This is a genomic window from Stenotrophomonas sp. STEN225 (assembly GCF_056756445.1).
Genome location: NZ_JBRRBV010000010.1, coordinates 124,346 through 140,927, shown reverse-complemented (window position 1 = coordinate 140,927; position 16,582 = coordinate 124,346). Strand labels below are relative to the sequence as shown.

Genomic DNA, 16,582 nt, shown 5'->3' with positions numbered 1-16,582 from the left:
AACGTTGCCGGCCCATCCGTGCACGCTGCCTGCACGGCACGCGCGGCTTCGCGTCGACACCACATCATCTCCGCATCGCCTTGATGGCCTGCGGCGGACACTGTCGTTCCCACGGCTCTATAGACCTACCTCATGCCTCGCACGACCGGCCAGCCTCCCTGCAATCTGCTTCTGGTGGAGGACCAGTTCGATCTGGCGGCACTCATGGAACAGGCACTTGAGGACAGTGGCGACCACGTCACCCATGCCTACAGCGTGTTTGATGCCCTCGGCCTGCTGGACCGTCAACGGTTCGATGGCGCGGTACTGGATGTGGAACTGCGCGATGGCGTGGTGTTTCCGGTAGCCGACCGCCTGGCCGAACTGAAGATTCCCTACCTGTTCGTCTCCGCGGTGTACGACCAGCTGGTACCTGCACGCCACCGGCGCGCCCCCTTCGTCGCCAAGCCGTTCCACATCGAGGGCCTGCAACGCGCTGTCCGTCAGACGCTCTGCAGCGATACGGCGGCGGGAGGCCAGCGCCGTGGATGTTCGCTGCGCTGAACACCGTCGAGCCGCCCATCGTCGAGCGATCCATGGCATGGCTGCTGGAACGCGAGCAGCCCTGGTATGCGCGATGGCACCTACGACACGCTCTTCGCACTGATGAATCCAGCCTAGCGCAGGCACGGAATGCAATGTAGGCCGCCGCCGGCAGACGCCGGCGGTGGCTTCAGCGCGCGCTGCGCCGGCAGGCCGCCTGCACCAGCATCAACTGCGCGACCAGGATCAGCATCGCGCATCCCGACAGCAACCACGGGTCGATGTACCACTGCGCGTTGAAGCTGAAGCTGCCTGAGGAAATGCGCTTCCAGCCGTTGAAGTGCTGCATCGCCGCCACCACGAACGCGAAGCCTCCCGCGGAGAAGGAGAGCCAGGGCACGACGATGCCGCCGGGCCGCGCGAACAGGGTCAGCACCCCCAGCACGCCGATGACCGTGCGCTGCACACGGCAATAGGGACAGACGTAGGCCAGCCCGCTCCACTCCACCGACCACGCCAGCAGGCTCACCAGCACAGCCACGGCGCTTGCGATGTACAGGATCTTCGCTGGAATCGTCATGCCGCCATCGTCTGCCATCCTGTGCCTCCTTCGTCTCCGGACCCGCGCAGGGTAGCGTGAAACGCGCCGTATGACCCCACCCCGCAGCCCTCTGCGCGGAATGCTCTCAACGCGGGCTTCACCGGCTCTGGAGTCCGATCGGCCCATCTCCTGTGCCCTCGCGCACGGCCACCCTGCCTGTCTCCGCCTGAGGATATCGACGTGAACCACTCATCGCCTCCCCTTGCCATCGTCGTTGCACGCGTACTGCTGATGCTGCTGTTCCTGGTCTCCGGCCTTGGCAAACTCGGCAACCTGGCCGGCACGCAGAGCTACATGGAGACAATGGGCGTGCCCGGCATCCTGCTGTGGCCAACCATCGCGTTCGAGATCATTACCGGCCTGTGCATCCTGCTGGGCTTCCAGACCCGTCTGGTCGCCGCGGTCCTGGCCGCCTTCAGCCTGGTGACCGCCTTCATCTTCCATCACCAGTTCAACGATCCCACCCAGCAGATCATGTTCCTGAAGAACATGGGCATCGCCGGTGGCTTCATTCTGCTGGCCTGCACCGGCGCCGGCCGCTACAGCATCGATGGTCGCCGGCGTCGCGGATGAGGGCACGCTCGTCCATCTGAGGCTGACGGGGGTGGCAGCGTGTCGTTTTTCACCGCTCCCCCGCCTTCGCGATCTGCGCCGGCGCCCGACACCGCGCCGGTTGCGGCCCCCTGCCTTGCCTGCATCGGCGAGCCTGTGATTACGTGGTGCTCCAGATCGGCAACGCGCAAGGTCCTGCATGAGCGACACGGTGGATACCTTCTGCCCCTGGATCATCGGCCGTCCCTGCCTGCCGGTCGGCGAATGGGCGGACTGGTCACAGGTGCTGGTGGCAGTGGTGATCGGCTTCGCTGCCATCTATGTGCCCTGGCAGATGTCCCGCGCGCAGACCCAGCGCCGCATCACCACCTCGCTGACACTGTGCGGCATCACCCTCTTCCAGTTCCTGCAGGCGGCGAAGCTGGCCACGGATCGATCCGGCGACACACAGCTGTATCGCTACCACCGCACCTGCGGCATGGACATGCTCAACTCGCTGCGTCAGATTCCAACGCACGAGCTGATCGACTGGGATGTGATCCACGCACGTATCCATCTGGAGATGCGCTGCGTGCAGCTGATCGAGTACGCCGACAACTGGCATATCGAGCAGGAGGGCTTCGCGCGCCTGCCCGACAGTACGCTGGAGGAGCTGGCGCACCGCATCGGCCTGCTCCATGCAAGCCTGGATGAGGTGCGCGGCCTGCTGTTGCGCAGGCGGATGTTCTGGCCATGGCTCTCGCGCCGGATCGTTGCCTTCGAGCGGCTGCCGACAGCACCCGGGCCGGTCAGCCGGAGCGCATCAGCGATCCAATAAGGGTGGCCGACGCCAAGCCCGTTCATCACACGGTGGGGACCGTACCCCCATCGATCCGATACTCCGTCCCTGCGATCGACGCAGAGCGCGGGGAGGCCAGGAAAGCGATCAGGTCGGCCACCTCCTGTGGCTTGGCAGGTCGACCCACCGGAATCCCGCCCAGCCAATCCATCACGATCTTCCTGCCACCTTCGTAATCCGTTCCGGCCTCTGCGGCCATCCTCGCCGCGAACGCCACGGACGCCTCGGTCTCGATCCAGCCCGGCGCAACGCTCAGTACGCGCACTCCCTTGGGTGTCACCTCTCTGGCAAGCGACTTGCTGTACGTGGTGAGAGCGCCCTTTGCCGCAGCGTACGCAGTGGTGGACTCCGGCAGCGGCAGCACGCGCTGGATCGAGCTGACATGGATCACCACGCCCGACCCCTGGTGCAGCATCGCAGGCAGCAGTGCACGGTCCAGGCGCACCGCGGACATGAGATTCAGGTTCAGCTCGGCGAACCAGTGCGCATCGCTAATGGCAGCGAAGCCACCACCGGGCGTGTTCGAGCCTCCGAGCACATTGATCACGATGTCCACACCTCCCCACTGCCGGAGGACGGCCTGCGCAAGGTGATCCGTGCCTTCCGCGGTCGACAGGTCGGCAGCGACGTAGGTGACGCCCTCGCGCGTCTGGGTGGGAACGGTACGCGCGGACGTCGTCACGCGCGCTCCGGCCTCCGCCAGGGTTTTCACAACGGCAGCCCCCAGTCCCAGCGTTCCTCCTGTGACCACTGCCCTCAGGTCCTTCAGTTGAAGGTCGAAGTTCATGCCGTGATCTCCAGCGATGCGATCCGGCCGCGCTCCAGTCGAAAGCGGTACGTCAGAACCGTCGGGCTGCCGGGAAAGTCACCGGTGACGTCGGCCTGCACCCTGTGGATGTCGTCCTGCCGCTCGATGGCAAACGGCACACTCGTCGCGTGGTACCGGGCCGTTGCCTCGGCCATGAACGCCTTGATGGCGTCGATGCCCACGTAGGTATGTCCGTCGTCCTTCATCACCGCGTGTGCCGTGAAGCACTGCGTCAAGGCGTCCGGGTTCTGCTCTGCCGCGAAGTACGCCGCAATGGGCTCGGGAAGGGTCAAGGCGCTCACGTTTCTGTCTCCTCGGGTGGATGGCCCGTAGGATGCGCACCCAGGCTAATTTATTGAATATCCTAGAATCCGGATGGGCTCTTTAGAAACGAGTACATAATGCGCGGATCCGACTTTGCTGAACTCAGGGCCTTTGTTGCCGTCGTGGAGCGTCAGAGTTTTGCGCGAGCCGCAGAGCATCTTGGCCTGTCGCCTTCGGCGCTGAGCCAGACGATCCGCCAGCTCGAAGGTCGCATCGGCGCCCGCCTTCTGAATCGCACCACGCGCAGCGTCGCACCCTCGGCAACGGGCGAACTGCTCTACAGGCGCATCGCCCCGCTGTTCCGGGAGATGGCTGCTGCAGTGGCGGATGCCGGTGAGGCGACGGGGCGGATGAGCGGCACGCTTCGCATCAACACGCTGGGCATCGCGGCAAGGACGGTCATCGCCCCACGGCTTGCGCGCTTCCATCGCGCGCATCCTGATGTCGCGCTCGACATCGTGGTCGACGATGCGCTGGCCGATATCGTCCGGGGCCGCTTTGATGCAGGCATCCGCGTCGGCGGCCAGCTCGAAAAGGACATGGTGGCCGTCCGTCTTACTCCCGACATGAAGATGATGGCGGTGGCATCCCCCGACTACCTCTCACGTCGAGGCACCCCCACCTCTCCGGCCGAGCTGCACGAGCACGCGTGCATCAACTGGCGACTCGAGATGGATGGCAGGCACTATCGCTGGGAGTTCGAGAAGCAGGGGCATCGGCTCGATCTAGCCGTCGATGGCCCCGTCATCACCAATCACGCTGACGTCGGCATTGCTGCTGCGCTGGGTGGGCTCGGCATTGCCTATCACTTCGAGCAGGACGGCGTAGGCGAACTCCTGGCCCAGGGGCGGCTGGTCCGGGTCCTGTCGGACTGGTCGATCTCGCGCCCCGGGCTGTTCCTCTACTACCCGAGCCGGCAGCATCGACCCGCCCTGCTGGGCGCCTTCATCGACTGTCTTCTGGATCAAGGGCCATTCGAAGAAGGGAAGCAGACGGAGGTGCGGTTGCGCTGAGGATGGGGTGGGTCCACCCGCAAACGAACTGAAACAGTTCTGGATATCCGATCCACGTCGAGGCGACGGTCCGCTTCGCGCTGCAGGATCGGCCATGACGGGATCCGGCCGCCGCGCACGATGACGCACGCCCGGCGGCCTTCGCTTCAGGCCTTCGATGACGCCGGGGATTTCCGGCGACGCGCCTTGGGCACCATCTTCGTCGGTGGCGGGAGGCGTTCCACCTTGCCGGGGCGCACCGCATTTTCGTCGCCATGCAGCGTCAGCAGCGACTCCATGAGATGCTCGTCGCTGCTGGAGCAGACCCCAAGCAGCACCACCTCGTCACAGCCCTCGGCCGCGATGTAGGCGTGGCCCATGTTGGAATCGATGTAGACCGACTGCCCGGCCTCGAGTACGACCGGATCGTAGAATTCGGTATGCACTTCCATGCGGCCTTCGAGTACGTGGATGTACTCCTCGCCGGAGTGGTGTACCAGGGCACCGAATTCCTCGATGGTTTTCGCCCGCACACGGGTCAGTACCGGGATCATGCGCTTGCGGCGCAGCTCCGGGCAGAGATAGAAATAGTCATAGTTTGGCGTGGTGACCCGGATCGCGTCCTCAATGCGGCCGATGCTGCGGCGCGCGGTCACCGAGGGCTCTACGGCATCGGCATCCTCGGCGAACAGCTCGGACATCCGCAATTGCAGCCGCTGCGCGAGCTGCAGGAGCTTGTCATAGCTGAGGGTCAGGCGATCGTGCTCGACCTTGGACAAGGTGGACAGCGGAATGCCGGAGTGTTCGCTCATCTGCTTGAGCGTCCAACCCTTGCGAGCGCGCAGCGACCGCAGCAGTCCGCCAATGGTGGGGTGTTGTGACGTCATTCTTGCGGTATCTCCTGGAACACCAGTACTTCTGCTGGAACCTCCCAGCCCGGGTCATGATCACCCTCGGGGATGTCCTTTGGAAAGAGCAGTTCCCTGCCCAGGCACCCTGGCCCGGGACTTTCGGCACGGGTTGACAATTCTCTGATTAGGATCATTATCGCCAAATCAGGATATATCCGCCACCGTGCGACGTGCCAGACGCACAGGAGGCCGTCCAGTCGCTTCAGTTCGGAGACCGTTCGATGCGTAAGATCCCTGTCCTCCTGTGCAGCGCGGTGCTGACCATGGTCGCTGCTCTGCCGCTGCAGGCCCAGCAGGCCATCGCTCCGCCCGTATCGGTGCCGCCGACAACGGCGCCCGTACCCACCGCGCCCTCCTTGCTGCCGGCCGCAGAGAACACGCCTTCCGCGCCGTCTGCAGGCGCGCCGGTACTGACCCGCGAAGACGCCGAGGCCTGGCTGGACGGCATCATGCCCTATGCACTGGCCAACGGCGACATCGCCGGCGCCGTCGTGGTGGTGGTGAAGGATGGGCGGATCCTGGTGCAGAAAGGCTACGGATACGCCGACCTGGAGAAGCGCGCACCCGTTGATCCGGAAAACACGCTGTTCCGCCCCGGCTCTGTCTCCAAGCTGTTCACCTGGACGGCGGTGATGCAACTGGTCAGCCAGGGCAAGCTGGACCTGGACGCCGACATCAACACCTATCTTGATTTCAAGATACCGCAGCGTGACGGCAAGCCCATCACGCTGCGGCACGTGATGACCCATACCACCGGAATGGAAGAGCAGATCCGCGGGCTGATCACCTCCCGCCTGGACGAGGTGGTACCGCTCGGTGATGCACTCAAGAACTGGACACCCGAGCGCATCTACGCACCGGGCACCACACCGGCCTATTCGAACTACGCCACGGCACTGGCCGGCTACATCGTCGAGCGCGCCTCGGGCCAGCCGTTCTACGACTACATCGACGCGCAGATCTTCAAACCGCTGGGCATGAAACACTCCAGTTTCCGCCAGCCATTGCCGGCAACGCTGCTGTCCGGCATGTCCAAGGGATATGAGCGCGCATCGTCCGGCGAGGCCAAGGAGTATGAATTCATCAGCCTGGCGCCCGCCGGCAGCCTGGCCGCCACGGGATCGGACATGGGCCGTTTCATGATCGCCCACCTGCAGGACGGTGCTTTTGGTGATGCGCGCATCCTCGATGCCGCCACTGCACAGCAGATGCACTCCACCGGTCAGGCGTCGATCGGACCGCTGAACCGGATGATGCTGGGTTTCTACGAGACCTCGGTCAATGGCCACCGTGCCATTTCGCATGGTGGCGATACCCAGTGGTTCCATAGTGACCTGCAGCTGTTCCTGGACGATGGCATCGGCCTGTTCGTGTCGATGAACAGCGCCGGGCGCGACGGGGCAACCGGACACATCCGCACTGCGCTGTCGCGCGGTTTCGCCGACCGTTACCTGCCCGGCAAGCCGGCCGCACCACAGGGCGTGTCGAAGGAGGAGGCCCTCCTGCACGCTTCACAGATGGCAGGCACGTACGTAAGCAGCCGCCGTGCGGACAGCAGCTTCGTGTCGCTTTCCAATCTTCTGGGACCAGTAAAGGTCATCGCCAACGACGATGGCTCCCTTACCGTGAGCGCGGCGATCGGCTACGGTGGCGCGCCGAAGAAGTGGCGCGAGATCGCACCATACGTCTGGCAGGACACCACCAGCACCGATCGCCTGGCGGCAGACGTGGTGGAAGGAAAGGTCACGCGCTTCACCCTGGAACCGTACGCACCGATCATGGTTTTCCAGCGCCTGTCGAGCTGGCACGCCGCCTACCTGCCGCTGCTGATCGCCAGCCTGATCGTCGTGCTGCTGACCGTGGTCGCCTGGCCGGTGTCGGCACTGGTCCGTCGTTATTATGGCGTGCCCTACCGGCTGAGCGGCGTGGACGCACGCGCCCATCGCCTGGTGCGGATCGGTGCGCTGCTCTCGCTGCTGGCCACGAGCGCCGCGCTGGCGCTCGTGGCGAGCATGCTGAGCGCCCTGGAAATGACCTCGCCAAGAAGCGACGTCATGATCAATGCGATGCGCCTGTTCGCCACCGTTGCCCTGCCCGTCGGCGCAGCGTTCGCGGTCTGGAATGCCTGGCATGTCCTGCGCAGTCAGCGCAGATGGTTGGCCAAGCTGTGGGCCGTGCTGCTGGCACTGGCCTGCCTGTTCCTGCTGTGGCTCGGCTTCGCGCAGCATGTCATCGGATTCGGCGCGAACTACTGATGCCACCGGCCGGCGGGGCCTCCGCCGGCCGCCCACCTCCTTCCTTCTGCACGAGGCAGTGGTGGCCCTTCGACTTGAGCTGCACAACGAACCGTTGCCGATGTCGGCACCGTTCCGCATCGCCGGACATGTCTTCGAGGCAATGCCCGCCACCGTGGCGACCCTGTACGACGCGGACTTCATCGGCCGCGGCGAGGCTGCCGGCGTCTACTACAACGACGACCAGCCGGACACGATGAAAGCCACGCTGGAAGCACTGCGTCCACGCATCGAAGCCGGCATCGACCGCGATGTGCTGCGCCAGCTGCTGCCCGCAGGTGGCGCGCGCAATGCATTGGATGCCGCGCTGTGGGAACTGGAGGCACAGCGCAGCGGGCTGCCGGTATGGCAGCTGGCCGGCCTGGATGGTGTGCGCCCGCTGTTGACGACCTTCACGGTGGGCGCTGATACACCGGAGGTCATGGCCGAGCGCGCAGCCGCCTATGCGCAGGCACGCGCGCTGAAACTCAAACTGACAGGCGACCCCGAACTGGACACAGCTCGCGTGCGCGCCGTACGCGCACGCTGTCCGACGCCGTGGATCGGGGTGGACGCCAACCAGGGCTACACCGCGGCCACGCTGCCGTTGCTGCTGCCGGCACTGGTCCAGGCGCACATCTCGCTGCTGGAACAGCCCTGTCGGCGCGGGCACGAATCCGACCTGGACGGCATCGAACGCCCACTGCCCTTCGCCGCCGATGAAAGCATCCTTGACCTGGCCGAACTGGAAGCGTTGCACCATCGTTTCAACGTCATCAACATCAAACTCGACAAATGTGGCGGGCTGACCGAAGGCCTGATGATGGCCCGTCGCGCGCGTGAGCTGGGCAAGCAGGTGATGGTCGGGAACATGTGCGGGACCAGCCTCGCGGCGGCACCGGCCTTCGTGCTCGGGCAGTTCTGCGACATCGTCGATCTGGACGGCCCCACCTTCCTGGTGAAGGATCGCACGCCTTCGGTACGTTACGTGGATGGTTTCATCGATTGCGGCGACGAGGTATGGGGGCCGCGGACCCACCCATGAGCATGCCGGCCGATCTCCATGGCAAGACCTGGTTCGGCCAGCCGCGCGGACTGACGATCCTGTTCCTGACCAACATGTGGGAGCTGTTCTCCTACTATGGCATGCGCACGATGCTGGTCTATTACATGACCAAGCAGCTGCTCTTCGCACAGGAAAAAGCATCTTTCGTCTACGGCCTGTACACGGCGATGGCGTACTTCACGCCGATCATCGGCGGGATCATCGCTGATCGTCATCTCGGCAAGCGCAACGCGGTCATCCTGGGCGGCAGCATCATGGCCTTCGGCCATTTCCTGATGGCGTTCGATTCAATGTTCTACCCCGCGCTGGCGACGATCGCGCTGGGTAATGGCCTGTTCCTGCCCAGTCTACCCAGCCAGATCAACGACCTGTACGCCAGCGACGATCCCCGCCGTGGGCGGGCCTACAACATCTATTATGTCGGCCTCAACATCGGTGGCCTGCTGGCCCCGCTGGTGTGCGGCACCCTGGGCGAACTGTACGGTTGGCATTATGGCTTCGGCGCCGCCGGCATCGGCATGTTCATCGGGCTGCTGATCTACGTGGCCGGTCGCCGTTACCTGCCACCGGAGCCCCCCCGCCGCACGCGGGTGATCACCGATGCCGGGCCCACCCGCAGCGACCCGCGGATCTGGTGGTTGCTGCTGGGCGTTGGACTGGCCGCGACGATTTTCCGTGGCGCCTACGAGCAGATCGGCAACACGCTGCCGTTGTGGATCGACAGCCGCGTTGACCGTGTGGTCGGAGGCTTCCTGGTACCGATGACGTGGTTCCAGTCGCTCAATCCGCTGCTGGTGATCGCGATCACCCCCGTACTGCTGGCCCAGTGGCGACGTCGTGCAGACCAGGGCCGTGAATCCTCCCCGGCCCGTCGCATGGCCATCGGTGCCTTGATCGTCGCCGTCGCCTACGTGCTGCTTGCCGGGCTCGCTGCGGGTGCCGGCCAGATGCTGGTCAACGGACTCTGGCTGGTGGCCTTCTTCATGATCCTGACGCTGGGTGAGCTGTACATCCTGCCGACCGGGCTGGGGCTGTTCGCCCGGCTCGCGCCACCGCGCCTGGGCGCGACCACCGTTGCCTCCTGGTTCCTCGCCGTCTTCAGCGGCAGCCTGCTGGCGGGACTGGTGGGCACGCTGTGGTCGAGGACCAGCCACGCCGGCTTCTTCCTGCTGCTTGCCGGGCTGGCCGCGGTTGCCGCGCTGATCCTGTGGCGGCTGGATCGGCCGATACGTTCGTTGTCATCATGATGGAGAAAGCACCATGCCGCGATTCACGCCGACCCTGCTCGCCTTCACCCTCGCCCTCGCCGCCTGTACCACGGCCCGCAGCGCCGATGCGCTCCCGCGCTACGACCTGGTAATCCGCAACGGCGTGGTCTACGACGGCAGCGGCAGTTCGCCCCAGCGCGTGGACGTGGCAGTGCGGGATGGTCGCATCGTGGAGCTGTTGCCCGCCGGCAAGGCGGCGCTCGCCGGGAAGGAGATCGACGCCGGCGGCAAGGCAGTCGCCCCGGGTTTCATCAACGTGCTGAGCTGGGCGACGGAGTCGCTCATCGTTGATGGACGCGGTGTCAGTGATACCAAGCAGGGGGTGACGCTGGAGATCTTCGGCGAAGGCTGGTCGATGGGACCGGTCAACGAACGCATGAAGGCCGATGCCCTCAAGCAGCAGGCCGATATCCGATACGACATCCCCTGGACCACCCTCGGTGGCTACCTGGAACATCTGCAGCAGCGGGGCGTCACACCCAATGTCGCGTCGTTCATCGGCACTGCGACGGTCCGCATCCATGAGCTCGGCGAGGACGACGTCAAGCCAACCCCCGAGCAGCTTTCCCGCATGCAGGACGTGGTTCGCCAGGCGATGCGCGAAGGAGCGCTGGGCGTAGGCAGTTCGTTGATCTACCCGCCGGGCAGGTTCGCCGAAACCGACGAACTGATCGCGCTGGCCAAGGCCGCTGCCGAATCCGGTGGCGGATACATCTCCCATATGCGCAGCGAAGCCGATCGCCTGCTCGAAGGCATCGATGAGGTCGTGGCCATCGCACGTGCAACCGGCCAGCATGCCGAGATCTACCACCTGAAGGCAGCCGGCGAGAAGAACTGGCCGAAGATGCAGCAGGCGATCGATCGCATCGAGGCAGCGCGCAAGGAAGGACTCAAGCTGAGTGCGGACATGTACGTCTACACCGCAGGCGGGACATGGCTTGCGGCGAGCATGCCACCGTGGCTGCAGGCCGGTGGCCACGACGCGATGATCCGGCGGCTCAAGGATCCCGCCACGCGCGCGCGGCTGATCGCCGAAATGCGCGATCCGAACGTGCCCTGGGAGAACCTGCGCATGCTCGCCGCATCGGATGAACGATTGGTTCCGATCGAATTCAAGAGCGAAGCACTGAAGCCCCTGGCCGGAAAGTCACTGGCAGCGATCGCGCGTGAACGCGGGACATCCGTTGAAGAAACAGCGATGGACCTGATCGTCGAGGACGACCACCGCATCGGCACCGCCTACTTCCTGATGAGCGAGGACAACATCGAGCTGGGGTTGAAGCAGCCGTGGGTGAGCCTGGGTTCGGATGCCGAGTCCGCCGCGCCGGAAGGTGTTTTCCTGAAATCCAGCACGCATCCGCGCGCCTACGGCAACGTGGCGCGTTTCCTCGGCCACTACGTCCGCGACCGCAAGCTGATGCCGCTGGAAGAGGGCATCCACCGACTTACCGGCCTGCCGGCCAGCAACTGGAAGCTGACTGATCGGGGTTGCCTGCGCGCGGGCTGTCATGCCGACATCGTGATCTTCGATCCCGGCACCATCACCGATCACGCGACCTACGAAAAACCCCAGCAGTACGCGACCGGCGTCAGCGATGTCTTCGTCAACGGCGTACAGGTGCTGCGCGAAGGCGAGCATACCGGCGCCACGCCGGGCCAGGTGGTCCGAGGGCCGGGCTGGACGCCAGCCACGCGCTGACCGCTTCACACATGATTTTTCTGAATGTATTGACAATTCTCTGATTAGGATCATTATCCCGGATCAGGACAGATCGCGTGCGAAGGGCGACATGTCGACGCCAGACCATCACTGATTCAACCTTGCCCGGGAGAGCAGGCATGACCCAGTTCCAGTCCGCACGGCCGTGGTACCGCACCCACCTTTCCCTTTCGATCGCTGGCGCGCTGGCCTGTTGCAGTGCTTCGGCACTCGCACAGGACGGCACGAACGCGGCGAACGCAGGTGCCCAGCGCACCGATGCCCAGCAGCTCGATACCGTGGTGGTCACTGCCAACAAGCGCGAAGAGAATGTGCGTGAAGTGGGCGCCTCGATCAGCGTGATCGGTGAACGCCAGTTGGAAAACACCGGCGCGGTCTCGCTGTCAGACTATGCCGCCTATATTCCCGGCCTGCAGGTGCAGAACGACGGCACCCCTGGCCTGACCCGCGTGTCCCTGCGCGGCATCTCCGCGCTGTCGTCCGGCGCGACGGTGGCCACCTACATCGACGACGTGCCCGTCGGCTCCAGCGGCATCTACCAGGGCGCCAGTGCGCTGATGCTCGACCTGATGCCCTACGACATCAGCCGCGTCGAAGTACTGCGCGGTCCGCAGGGCACCCTGTACGGCGCAGGCGCCATTGGTGGCCTGCTGAAGTACGTGACCCGCGCGCCGGAAGTAGTGGGTGAAGAAACCCGTGTGGGTTTCGGCCTGCGCTCCGTGCAGGGCGGCGGCCAAGCCTGGAACGCGCGCCTGGGCGCCAGCCTGCCGCTGAAGGACGAGCGGCTCGGCCTGCGCATGAGCTTCGCCCGCAACGGTCTTGCCGGCTTCACCGACAACGTCATCGACGGCCGCAAGGACATCAACACCGGCGACCAGATCGGTGCCCGTACTGCGCTGGCCTGGGATGGTGATGCATTCGATCTCGGACTGTCGGTGCTGCACCAGCGTATCCGCAGTGATGATCGCGCCGGTGTGGCGCTCGATCCGGAAACACTGACGCCGCTGTTCGGCGAACAGAAGGACACCGTCTGGCAGCCGCGTCCCTTCTCCAAGGACCTGACGCTGGTGTCGCTGAGCATGGACTGGGACCTGGGCTGGGGCAATCTCGTATCCGCAACCGGCTGGTCGCAGACCAAGACCATGGACCAGATCGACGCGACGACACAGTTCGGTGAAGTGGCCGACCTGTTGCTGGGCCTGCCCGCGCCGGGAAGTTCCAGCCTGCGCTACGGTTACGACATGGACAAGATCACCCAGGAGTTCCGCCTGCTGTCCAAGGATGGTGGAACATTCGAATGGATGGTCGGTGGCTTCTACACCAAGGAAGACAGCAAGCAGGATCAGGTGGCCAATCTCGCCGAGCGGGATGGCACGCCGCTGCCGCCGCCCTACGATGCGCAGTTCGGCACCCTGGCGGTCATTGGCCTGCCCAGCACCTACAAGGAATACGCGGTGTTCGCCAATGGCTCCTGGCGCATCAGCGATCGCTTCAAGCTGGACCTCGGCGTCCGCCAGGCGCGCAATGACCAGTGGTACAGCCAGCGGGTATCGGAAGGCATCCTCGCGCCGATCGGTGTAACCACCGGAACCTCCAGCGAGAATGTGTTCACCTGGAGCGTGAGCCCGCAGTTCAAGCTCTCCGACGACATCATGCTGTATGCCCGCGTCGCCACCGGGTACCAGCCCGGTGGCCCCAACGTGGCGATGGTCGGCATTCCGCCGCAGGTGGATTCGTCGATGCTCGACAGCTATGAGGTCGGCATCAAATCGCAGTTCGCCGATCGCCGCGTCACGTTCGATCTTTCCGTCTTCCGCATCGACTGGGACGACATCCAGGTTTCCTCTTCGTTCAACGGCATCAGCGGCCTGGTCAATGGCGGCCAGGCCACCAGCGAAGGCGTTGAGCTTTCTTCGCAGTTCAGTGTCACCGATGCATTGACGCTCGGGCTCAACGGTGCCTACACCAACTCACGGCTGAAGAACGATTTTGACCCTACCGTGATTCCGCAGGATGGGTTTGATTTCATCCAGTGGACCGGCCTGGCCGACGATCGCATGCCGTATTCCCCGCGACTGTCCTGGACGGCGACCGCCGAATACGCGTTTTCCACCGCCAACGGCTACAACGGCCAGATCGGCGGCGCGTTCCGCTGGACCGGTGAACGCTTCAATGGCACCACCGAACGGCAGCGCTTCACTGCCCCCGGTGATCCAGATACCCAGGTGATGCCGGACGTCATCACCTCGCCGCTGAAGCTCGGCAGTAACCATTCCCTCGACCTGTATGCCGGCATCGGCCGTGGCAGCTGGGAACTGCGTGCTTACGTCAACAACGTGACCGGGGAGGACGGCTGGCTGACGCTGGCACGCGTCGCCGGTGCGCTGTCGCGGGTCAACTCGCACGTGGCCGCAGTCCCCGTACAACCGCGGACGTACGGCATGGAGCTGGACTTCCGGTTCTGAGCCTGGCCTGCATCGCTTCACTGCCGCCGTTCATCCTCCCACCCCCTTCGGGACCCGCGCATGCAGACCGCCGTTTCGAGCTTGCACGAAGCCGCAGCGCTTCCGCAGCCCTACCTGTTGTTCCTCGGCGACACCCGGGAGCCGAACTATGCGAAGACCGCCTACGGCCTTCGCGACTGGGCACGCGAGCGCTGCGTGGGTGAGTTCGCGTGCGAGGATGTCGGCGTCAGCGCCGGCCTGCCCTTTCTCACCCCCGAGCATGCCCGCATGGCGGGCGCCCGGGCGATGGTGATCGGCGTCGCCAACCCCGGCGGACATATCCCCAACGCGTGGATTCCGTTGCTGTTGCAGGCACTGGAAGCCGGCCTGGACCTGATCGGCGGCATGCACATGCGGCTGTCGGACATCGATACCCTTCGCAACGCGGCACGCGCGCTCGGCCGTAGGCTGATCGATGTCCGTGAGCCACCACGCAACCTGCCCATCGCCAGCGGCATCCGTCGCACGGGCAAACGCCTGCTCACTGTCGGCACCGATTGCGCGCTCGGCAAGAAATACACGGCGCTCACGCTGGCCCGCGCGTTCCAGGCCCGCGGGGTTGATGCGGATTTCCGCGCCAGTGGTCAGACGGGCATCCTGATCGCCGGCGCCGGCATTCCGATGGACGCGGTCATCGCGGATTTCGCCGCCGGCGCAGCTGAAATGCTGTCTCCCGATGCGGACCCCTGCCATTGGGACGTGATCGAAGGCCAGGGATCGCTCTCACATCCCGCCTACGCCGGCGTATCACTGGCCCTGCTGCATGGCAGCCAGCCGGACGTGGTGGTGGTCTGCCACGAGCATGGACGCGACCATGTGCTGGGCTATCCCCACTATGCGCTCCCCTCGCTGGAAGACACGGTCGAGCTGGCCCTGACCCTGGGATCGCGCACCAACCCGGACATCCGTTGCGCCGGCATCAGCCTCAATACCGCGAAACTGGAGGCGGACGCCGCGTACCGCGCCATCAATGCGCTTTCCGACCGCCTCGGCATGCCCGTGGCCGATCCCGTGCGGGGTGGGGAATCATTCGATGCCCTGGTAAGCGCCTGCCTGGCCAAGCAGGCAGAATGAGCCGATGACCAACGCCGCGACGCGATTCCAACGTTGGATACTTCCCGGTCTTGCCTTCAAGGCCGCGGTGATCGGCGGCGGATACGCGACGGGCCGCGAGTTGGCGGAATACTTCATTCCCAGCGGCCCCCAGGGCGGCATGCTGGCGATCCTGGTAGCGATGGCCTGCTGGAGCCTCGTCTGCGCACTGACCTTCGCGCTGGCGCACGCCACCCGCAGTTTCGACTACCGCAGCTTCTTTGAAATGCTGCTGGGGCCGTTCGCTTTCCTGTTCGAGCTGGCGTACGGCATCTTCATGGTGCTCATCCTGGCGGTGTTCGGAGCAGCGGCAGGGGAAATCTTTTCGGCGTTGCTGGGTTGGCCGACACTGGCCGGCACGCTGCTGCTGATGGTGACCATCGGATTCTTCGTCACCTTCGGCAACGATACCGTGGAGGCCCTGTTCAAATGGGTCTCCGTACTGCTGTATGGCACCTATGCCGCCTTCCTGGTGCTGGTGCTGGCCCGCTTCGGCGATGCGGCGTTCACCACGCTGTCGGAGCCGCAACCGACCACCGGCTGGCTCCAGGGCGGCTTGACCTACGCGGGTTACAACATCGTCGGCGCGGTGATCATACTGCCGCTGGCCAGGCACTTCCTCAGCCGTCGCGATGCCGTGGTGGCCGGCGTGCTGTCCGGCCCGCTGGCGATGCTCCCGGGGCTGTTCTTCTTCCTGTGCATGCTGGCGTGGTATCCGCAGATCGGAACCGTCGCGCTGCCTTCGGACTTCATCCTGCGCCAGTTGAACCTGCCGGTATTCCATGTGCTGTTCCAGCTGATGATCTTCAGCGCTCTGCTGGAAAGCGGAACGGCCGTCGTGCATGCCTGCAACGAACGCATCGCCCGTACGTTCGCAGGAGGTGATGGTGCGGGACTGGGCAAGCCCGCACGGTCGATGATCGCCGGCGTTCTGCTGGTCGGCTCCATTTTCATCGCTGATCGCGTGGGCCTCGTGGCGCTGATCGCGCAGGGCTACCGGGGACTGGCCTATATGTTCCTGTGCCTCTACATCCTGCCGCTGCTGACCGTTGGCAGCTGGCGCCTGTTGCAACGTGCTGCGCGCCGCACGGCGCCTACCGCCCATTCCTGA

At 64.9% G+C, this 16,582-nt stretch carries 15 protein-coding genes and 1 pseudogene; 12 read left to right on the top strand and 4 right to left on the bottom strand.

The window, feature by feature from the left end; translation table 11 throughout:
• The first annotated feature begins 132 nt into the window (after window positions 1–132).
• Window positions 133–543 carry a response regulator gene (locus ACVOJ1_RS12075; RefSeq protein ID WP_262218948.1) on the top strand — a complete coding sequence of 137 codons (411 nt, stop codon included), beginning with the start codon at window positions 133–135 and terminating at the stop codon, window positions 541–543.
• Window positions 513–617: pseudogene (locus tag ACVOJ1_RS12070) on the top strand (glutathione S-transferase family protein); the annotation flags it as partial. The gene ACVOJ1_RS12075 and the pseudogene ACVOJ1_RS12070, both read left to right, overlap by 31 nt.
• Window positions 618–712: 95 nt before the next feature.
• Here ACVOJ1_RS12070 and ACVOJ1_RS12065 read toward each other — a convergent pair.
• The gene (locus ACVOJ1_RS12065) at window positions 713–1,120 is read right to left on the bottom strand and encodes a hypothetical protein (protein WP_346480480.1); all 408 of its coding nucleotides are present in this window, start codon (window positions 1,118–1,120) and stop codon (window positions 713–715) included.
• Window positions 1,121–1,303: 183 nt separating this feature from the next.
• On the opposite strand from ACVOJ1_RS12065, the gene ACVOJ1_RS12060 reads away from it, so the two are divergent.
• Both ACVOJ1_RS12060 and ACVOJ1_RS12055 read left to right on the top strand, forming a co-directional pair.
• On the top strand, window positions 1,304–1,696 hold the full coding sequence (locus ACVOJ1_RS12060; RefSeq protein ID WP_346480479.1) for a DoxX family protein: 393 nt from the start codon (window positions 1,304–1,306) through the stop codon (window positions 1,694–1,696).
• A 178-nt stretch (window positions 1,697–1,874) separates the two neighbouring features.
• Window positions 1,875–2,492: a hypothetical protein gene (locus ACVOJ1_RS12055; protein WP_197600686.1), complete on the top strand. Its 618-nt coding sequence runs from the start codon at window positions 1,875–1,877 to the stop codon at window positions 2,490–2,492.
• Between the two features lie 25 nt (window positions 2,493–2,517).
• Here the strand turns inward: ACVOJ1_RS12055 and ACVOJ1_RS12050 are convergent, their stop codons facing one another.
• Both ACVOJ1_RS12050 and ACVOJ1_RS12045 read right to left on the bottom strand, forming a co-directional pair.
• Window positions 2,518–3,300: an SDR family oxidoreductase gene (locus tag ACVOJ1_RS12050; RefSeq protein ID WP_263175937.1), complete on the bottom strand. Its 783-nt coding sequence runs from the start codon at window positions 3,298–3,300 to the stop codon at window positions 2,518–2,520.
• A complete protein-coding gene (locus ACVOJ1_RS12045; protein WP_065174462.1) occupies window positions 3,297–3,623 on the bottom strand; it encodes a nuclear transport factor 2 family protein in 327 nt (108 codons plus the stop codon). Before ACVOJ1_RS12045 ends, ACVOJ1_RS12050 begins: the two co-directional genes overlap by 4 nt.
• A gap of 99 nt (window positions 3,624–3,722) precedes the next feature.
• Here ACVOJ1_RS12045 and ACVOJ1_RS12040 point away from each other — a divergent pair, with 99 nt between their 5' ends.
• Complete coding sequence (locus ACVOJ1_RS12040) at window positions 3,723–4,658, top strand: LysR family transcriptional regulator (RefSeq protein WP_346480478.1); 936 nt, start codon at window positions 3,723–3,725, stop codon at window positions 4,656–4,658.
• A gap of 146 nt (window positions 4,659–4,804) precedes the next feature.
• Here the strand turns inward: ACVOJ1_RS12040 and ACVOJ1_RS12035 are convergent, their stop codons facing one another.
• Window positions 4,805–5,524, bottom strand: coding sequence for a helix-turn-helix domain-containing protein (locus tag ACVOJ1_RS12035; protein WP_164151289.1), 720 nt, complete (start codon window positions 5,522–5,524; stop codon window positions 4,805–4,807).
• Between the two features lie 245 nt (window positions 5,525–5,769).
• On the opposite strand from ACVOJ1_RS12035, the gene ACVOJ1_RS12030 reads away from it, so the two are divergent.
• The 7 genes from ACVOJ1_RS12030 to ACVOJ1_RS12000 all read left to right on the top strand — a co-directional run bounded on the left by ACVOJ1_RS12030 (window position 5,770) and on the right by ACVOJ1_RS12000 (window position 16,582).
• On the top strand, window positions 5,770–7,803 hold the full coding sequence (locus ACVOJ1_RS12030) for a serine hydrolase domain-containing protein (RefSeq protein ID WP_346480477.1): 2,034 nt from the start codon (window positions 5,770–5,772) through the stop codon (window positions 7,801–7,803).
• A 61-nt stretch (window positions 7,804–7,864) separates the two neighbouring features.
• Window positions 7,865–8,866 carry a dipeptide epimerase gene (locus ACVOJ1_RS12025; RefSeq protein WP_263175942.1) on the top strand — a complete coding sequence of 334 codons (1,002 nt, stop codon included), beginning with the start codon at window positions 7,865–7,867 and terminating at the stop codon, window positions 8,864–8,866.
• On the top strand, window positions 8,863–10,134 hold the full coding sequence (locus tag ACVOJ1_RS12020; protein WP_346480476.1) for a peptide MFS transporter: 1,272 nt from the start codon (window positions 8,863–8,865) through the stop codon (window positions 10,132–10,134). The genes ACVOJ1_RS12025 and ACVOJ1_RS12020 overlap by 4 nt, the downstream gene beginning before the upstream one ends.
• A gap of 13 nt (window positions 10,135–10,147) precedes the next feature.
• Window positions 10,148–11,854, top strand: a complete 1,707-nt coding sequence (locus tag ACVOJ1_RS12015) for an N-acyl-D-amino-acid deacylase family protein (protein ID WP_346480475.1) — start codon at window positions 10,148–10,150, stop codon at window positions 11,852–11,854.
• Between the two features lie 140 nt (window positions 11,855–11,994).
• Window positions 11,995–14,340, top strand: a complete 2,346-nt coding sequence (locus ACVOJ1_RS12010) for a TonB-dependent receptor (protein ID WP_346480474.1) — start codon at window positions 11,995–11,997, stop codon at window positions 14,338–14,340.
• Window positions 14,341–14,400: 60 nt separating this feature from the next.
• Window positions 14,401–15,453 carry an N-acetyltransferase DgcN family protein gene (locus ACVOJ1_RS12005; RefSeq protein WP_180876539.1) on the top strand — a complete coding sequence of 351 codons (1,053 nt, stop codon included), beginning with the start codon at window positions 14,401–14,403 and terminating at the stop codon, window positions 15,451–15,453.
• 4 nt (window positions 15,454–15,457) lie between these two features.
• Window positions 15,458–16,582 carry a YkvI family membrane protein gene (locus ACVOJ1_RS12000; RefSeq protein ID WP_263175948.1) on the top strand — a complete coding sequence of 375 codons (1,125 nt, stop codon included), beginning with the start codon at window positions 15,458–15,460 and terminating at the stop codon, window positions 16,580–16,582.

Bases quoted from the DNA above. Each gene is read 5' to 3' on its own strand.
- ACVOJ1_RS12075 (WP_262218948.1), top strand. From the start codon at position 133: ATGCCTCGCACGACCGGCCAGCCTCCCTGCAATCTGCTTCTGGTGGAG.
- ACVOJ1_RS12065 (WP_346480480.1), bottom strand. From the start codon at position 1,120: ATGGCAGACGATGGCGGCATGACGATTCCAGCGAAGATCCTGTACATC.
- ACVOJ1_RS12055 (WP_197600686.1), top strand. From the start codon at position 1,875: ATGAGCGACACGGTGGATACCTTCTGCCCCTGGATCATCGGCCGTCCC.
- ACVOJ1_RS12050 (WP_263175937.1), bottom strand. From the start codon at position 3,300: ATGAACTTCGACCTTCAACTGAAGGACCTGAGGGCAGTGGTCACAGGA.
- ACVOJ1_RS12040 (WP_346480478.1), top strand. From the start codon at position 3,723: ATGCGCGGATCCGACTTTGCTGAACTCAGGGCCTTTGTTGCCGTCGTG.
- ACVOJ1_RS12035 (WP_164151289.1), bottom strand. From the start codon at position 5,524: ATGACGTCACAACACCCCACCATTGGCGGACTGCTGCGGTCGCTGCGC.
- ACVOJ1_RS12030 (WP_346480477.1), top strand. From the start codon at position 5,770: ATGCGTAAGATCCCTGTCCTCCTGTGCAGCGCGGTGCTGACCATGGTC.
- ACVOJ1_RS12020 (WP_346480476.1), top strand. From the start codon at position 8,863: ATGAGCATGCCGGCCGATCTCCATGGCAAGACCTGGTTCGGCCAGCCG.
- ACVOJ1_RS12015 (WP_346480475.1), top strand. From the start codon at position 10,148: ATGCCGCGATTCACGCCGACCCTGCTCGCCTTCACCCTCGCCCTCGCC.
- ACVOJ1_RS12010 (WP_346480474.1), top strand. From the start codon at position 11,995: ATGACCCAGTTCCAGTCCGCACGGCCGTGGTACCGCACCCACCTTTCC.
- ACVOJ1_RS12005 (WP_180876539.1), top strand. From the start codon at position 14,401: ATGCAGACCGCCGTTTCGAGCTTGCACGAAGCCGCAGCGCTTCCGCAG.
- ACVOJ1_RS12000 (WP_263175948.1), top strand. From the start codon at position 15,458: ATGACCAACGCCGCGACGCGATTCCAACGTTGGATACTTCCCGGTCTT.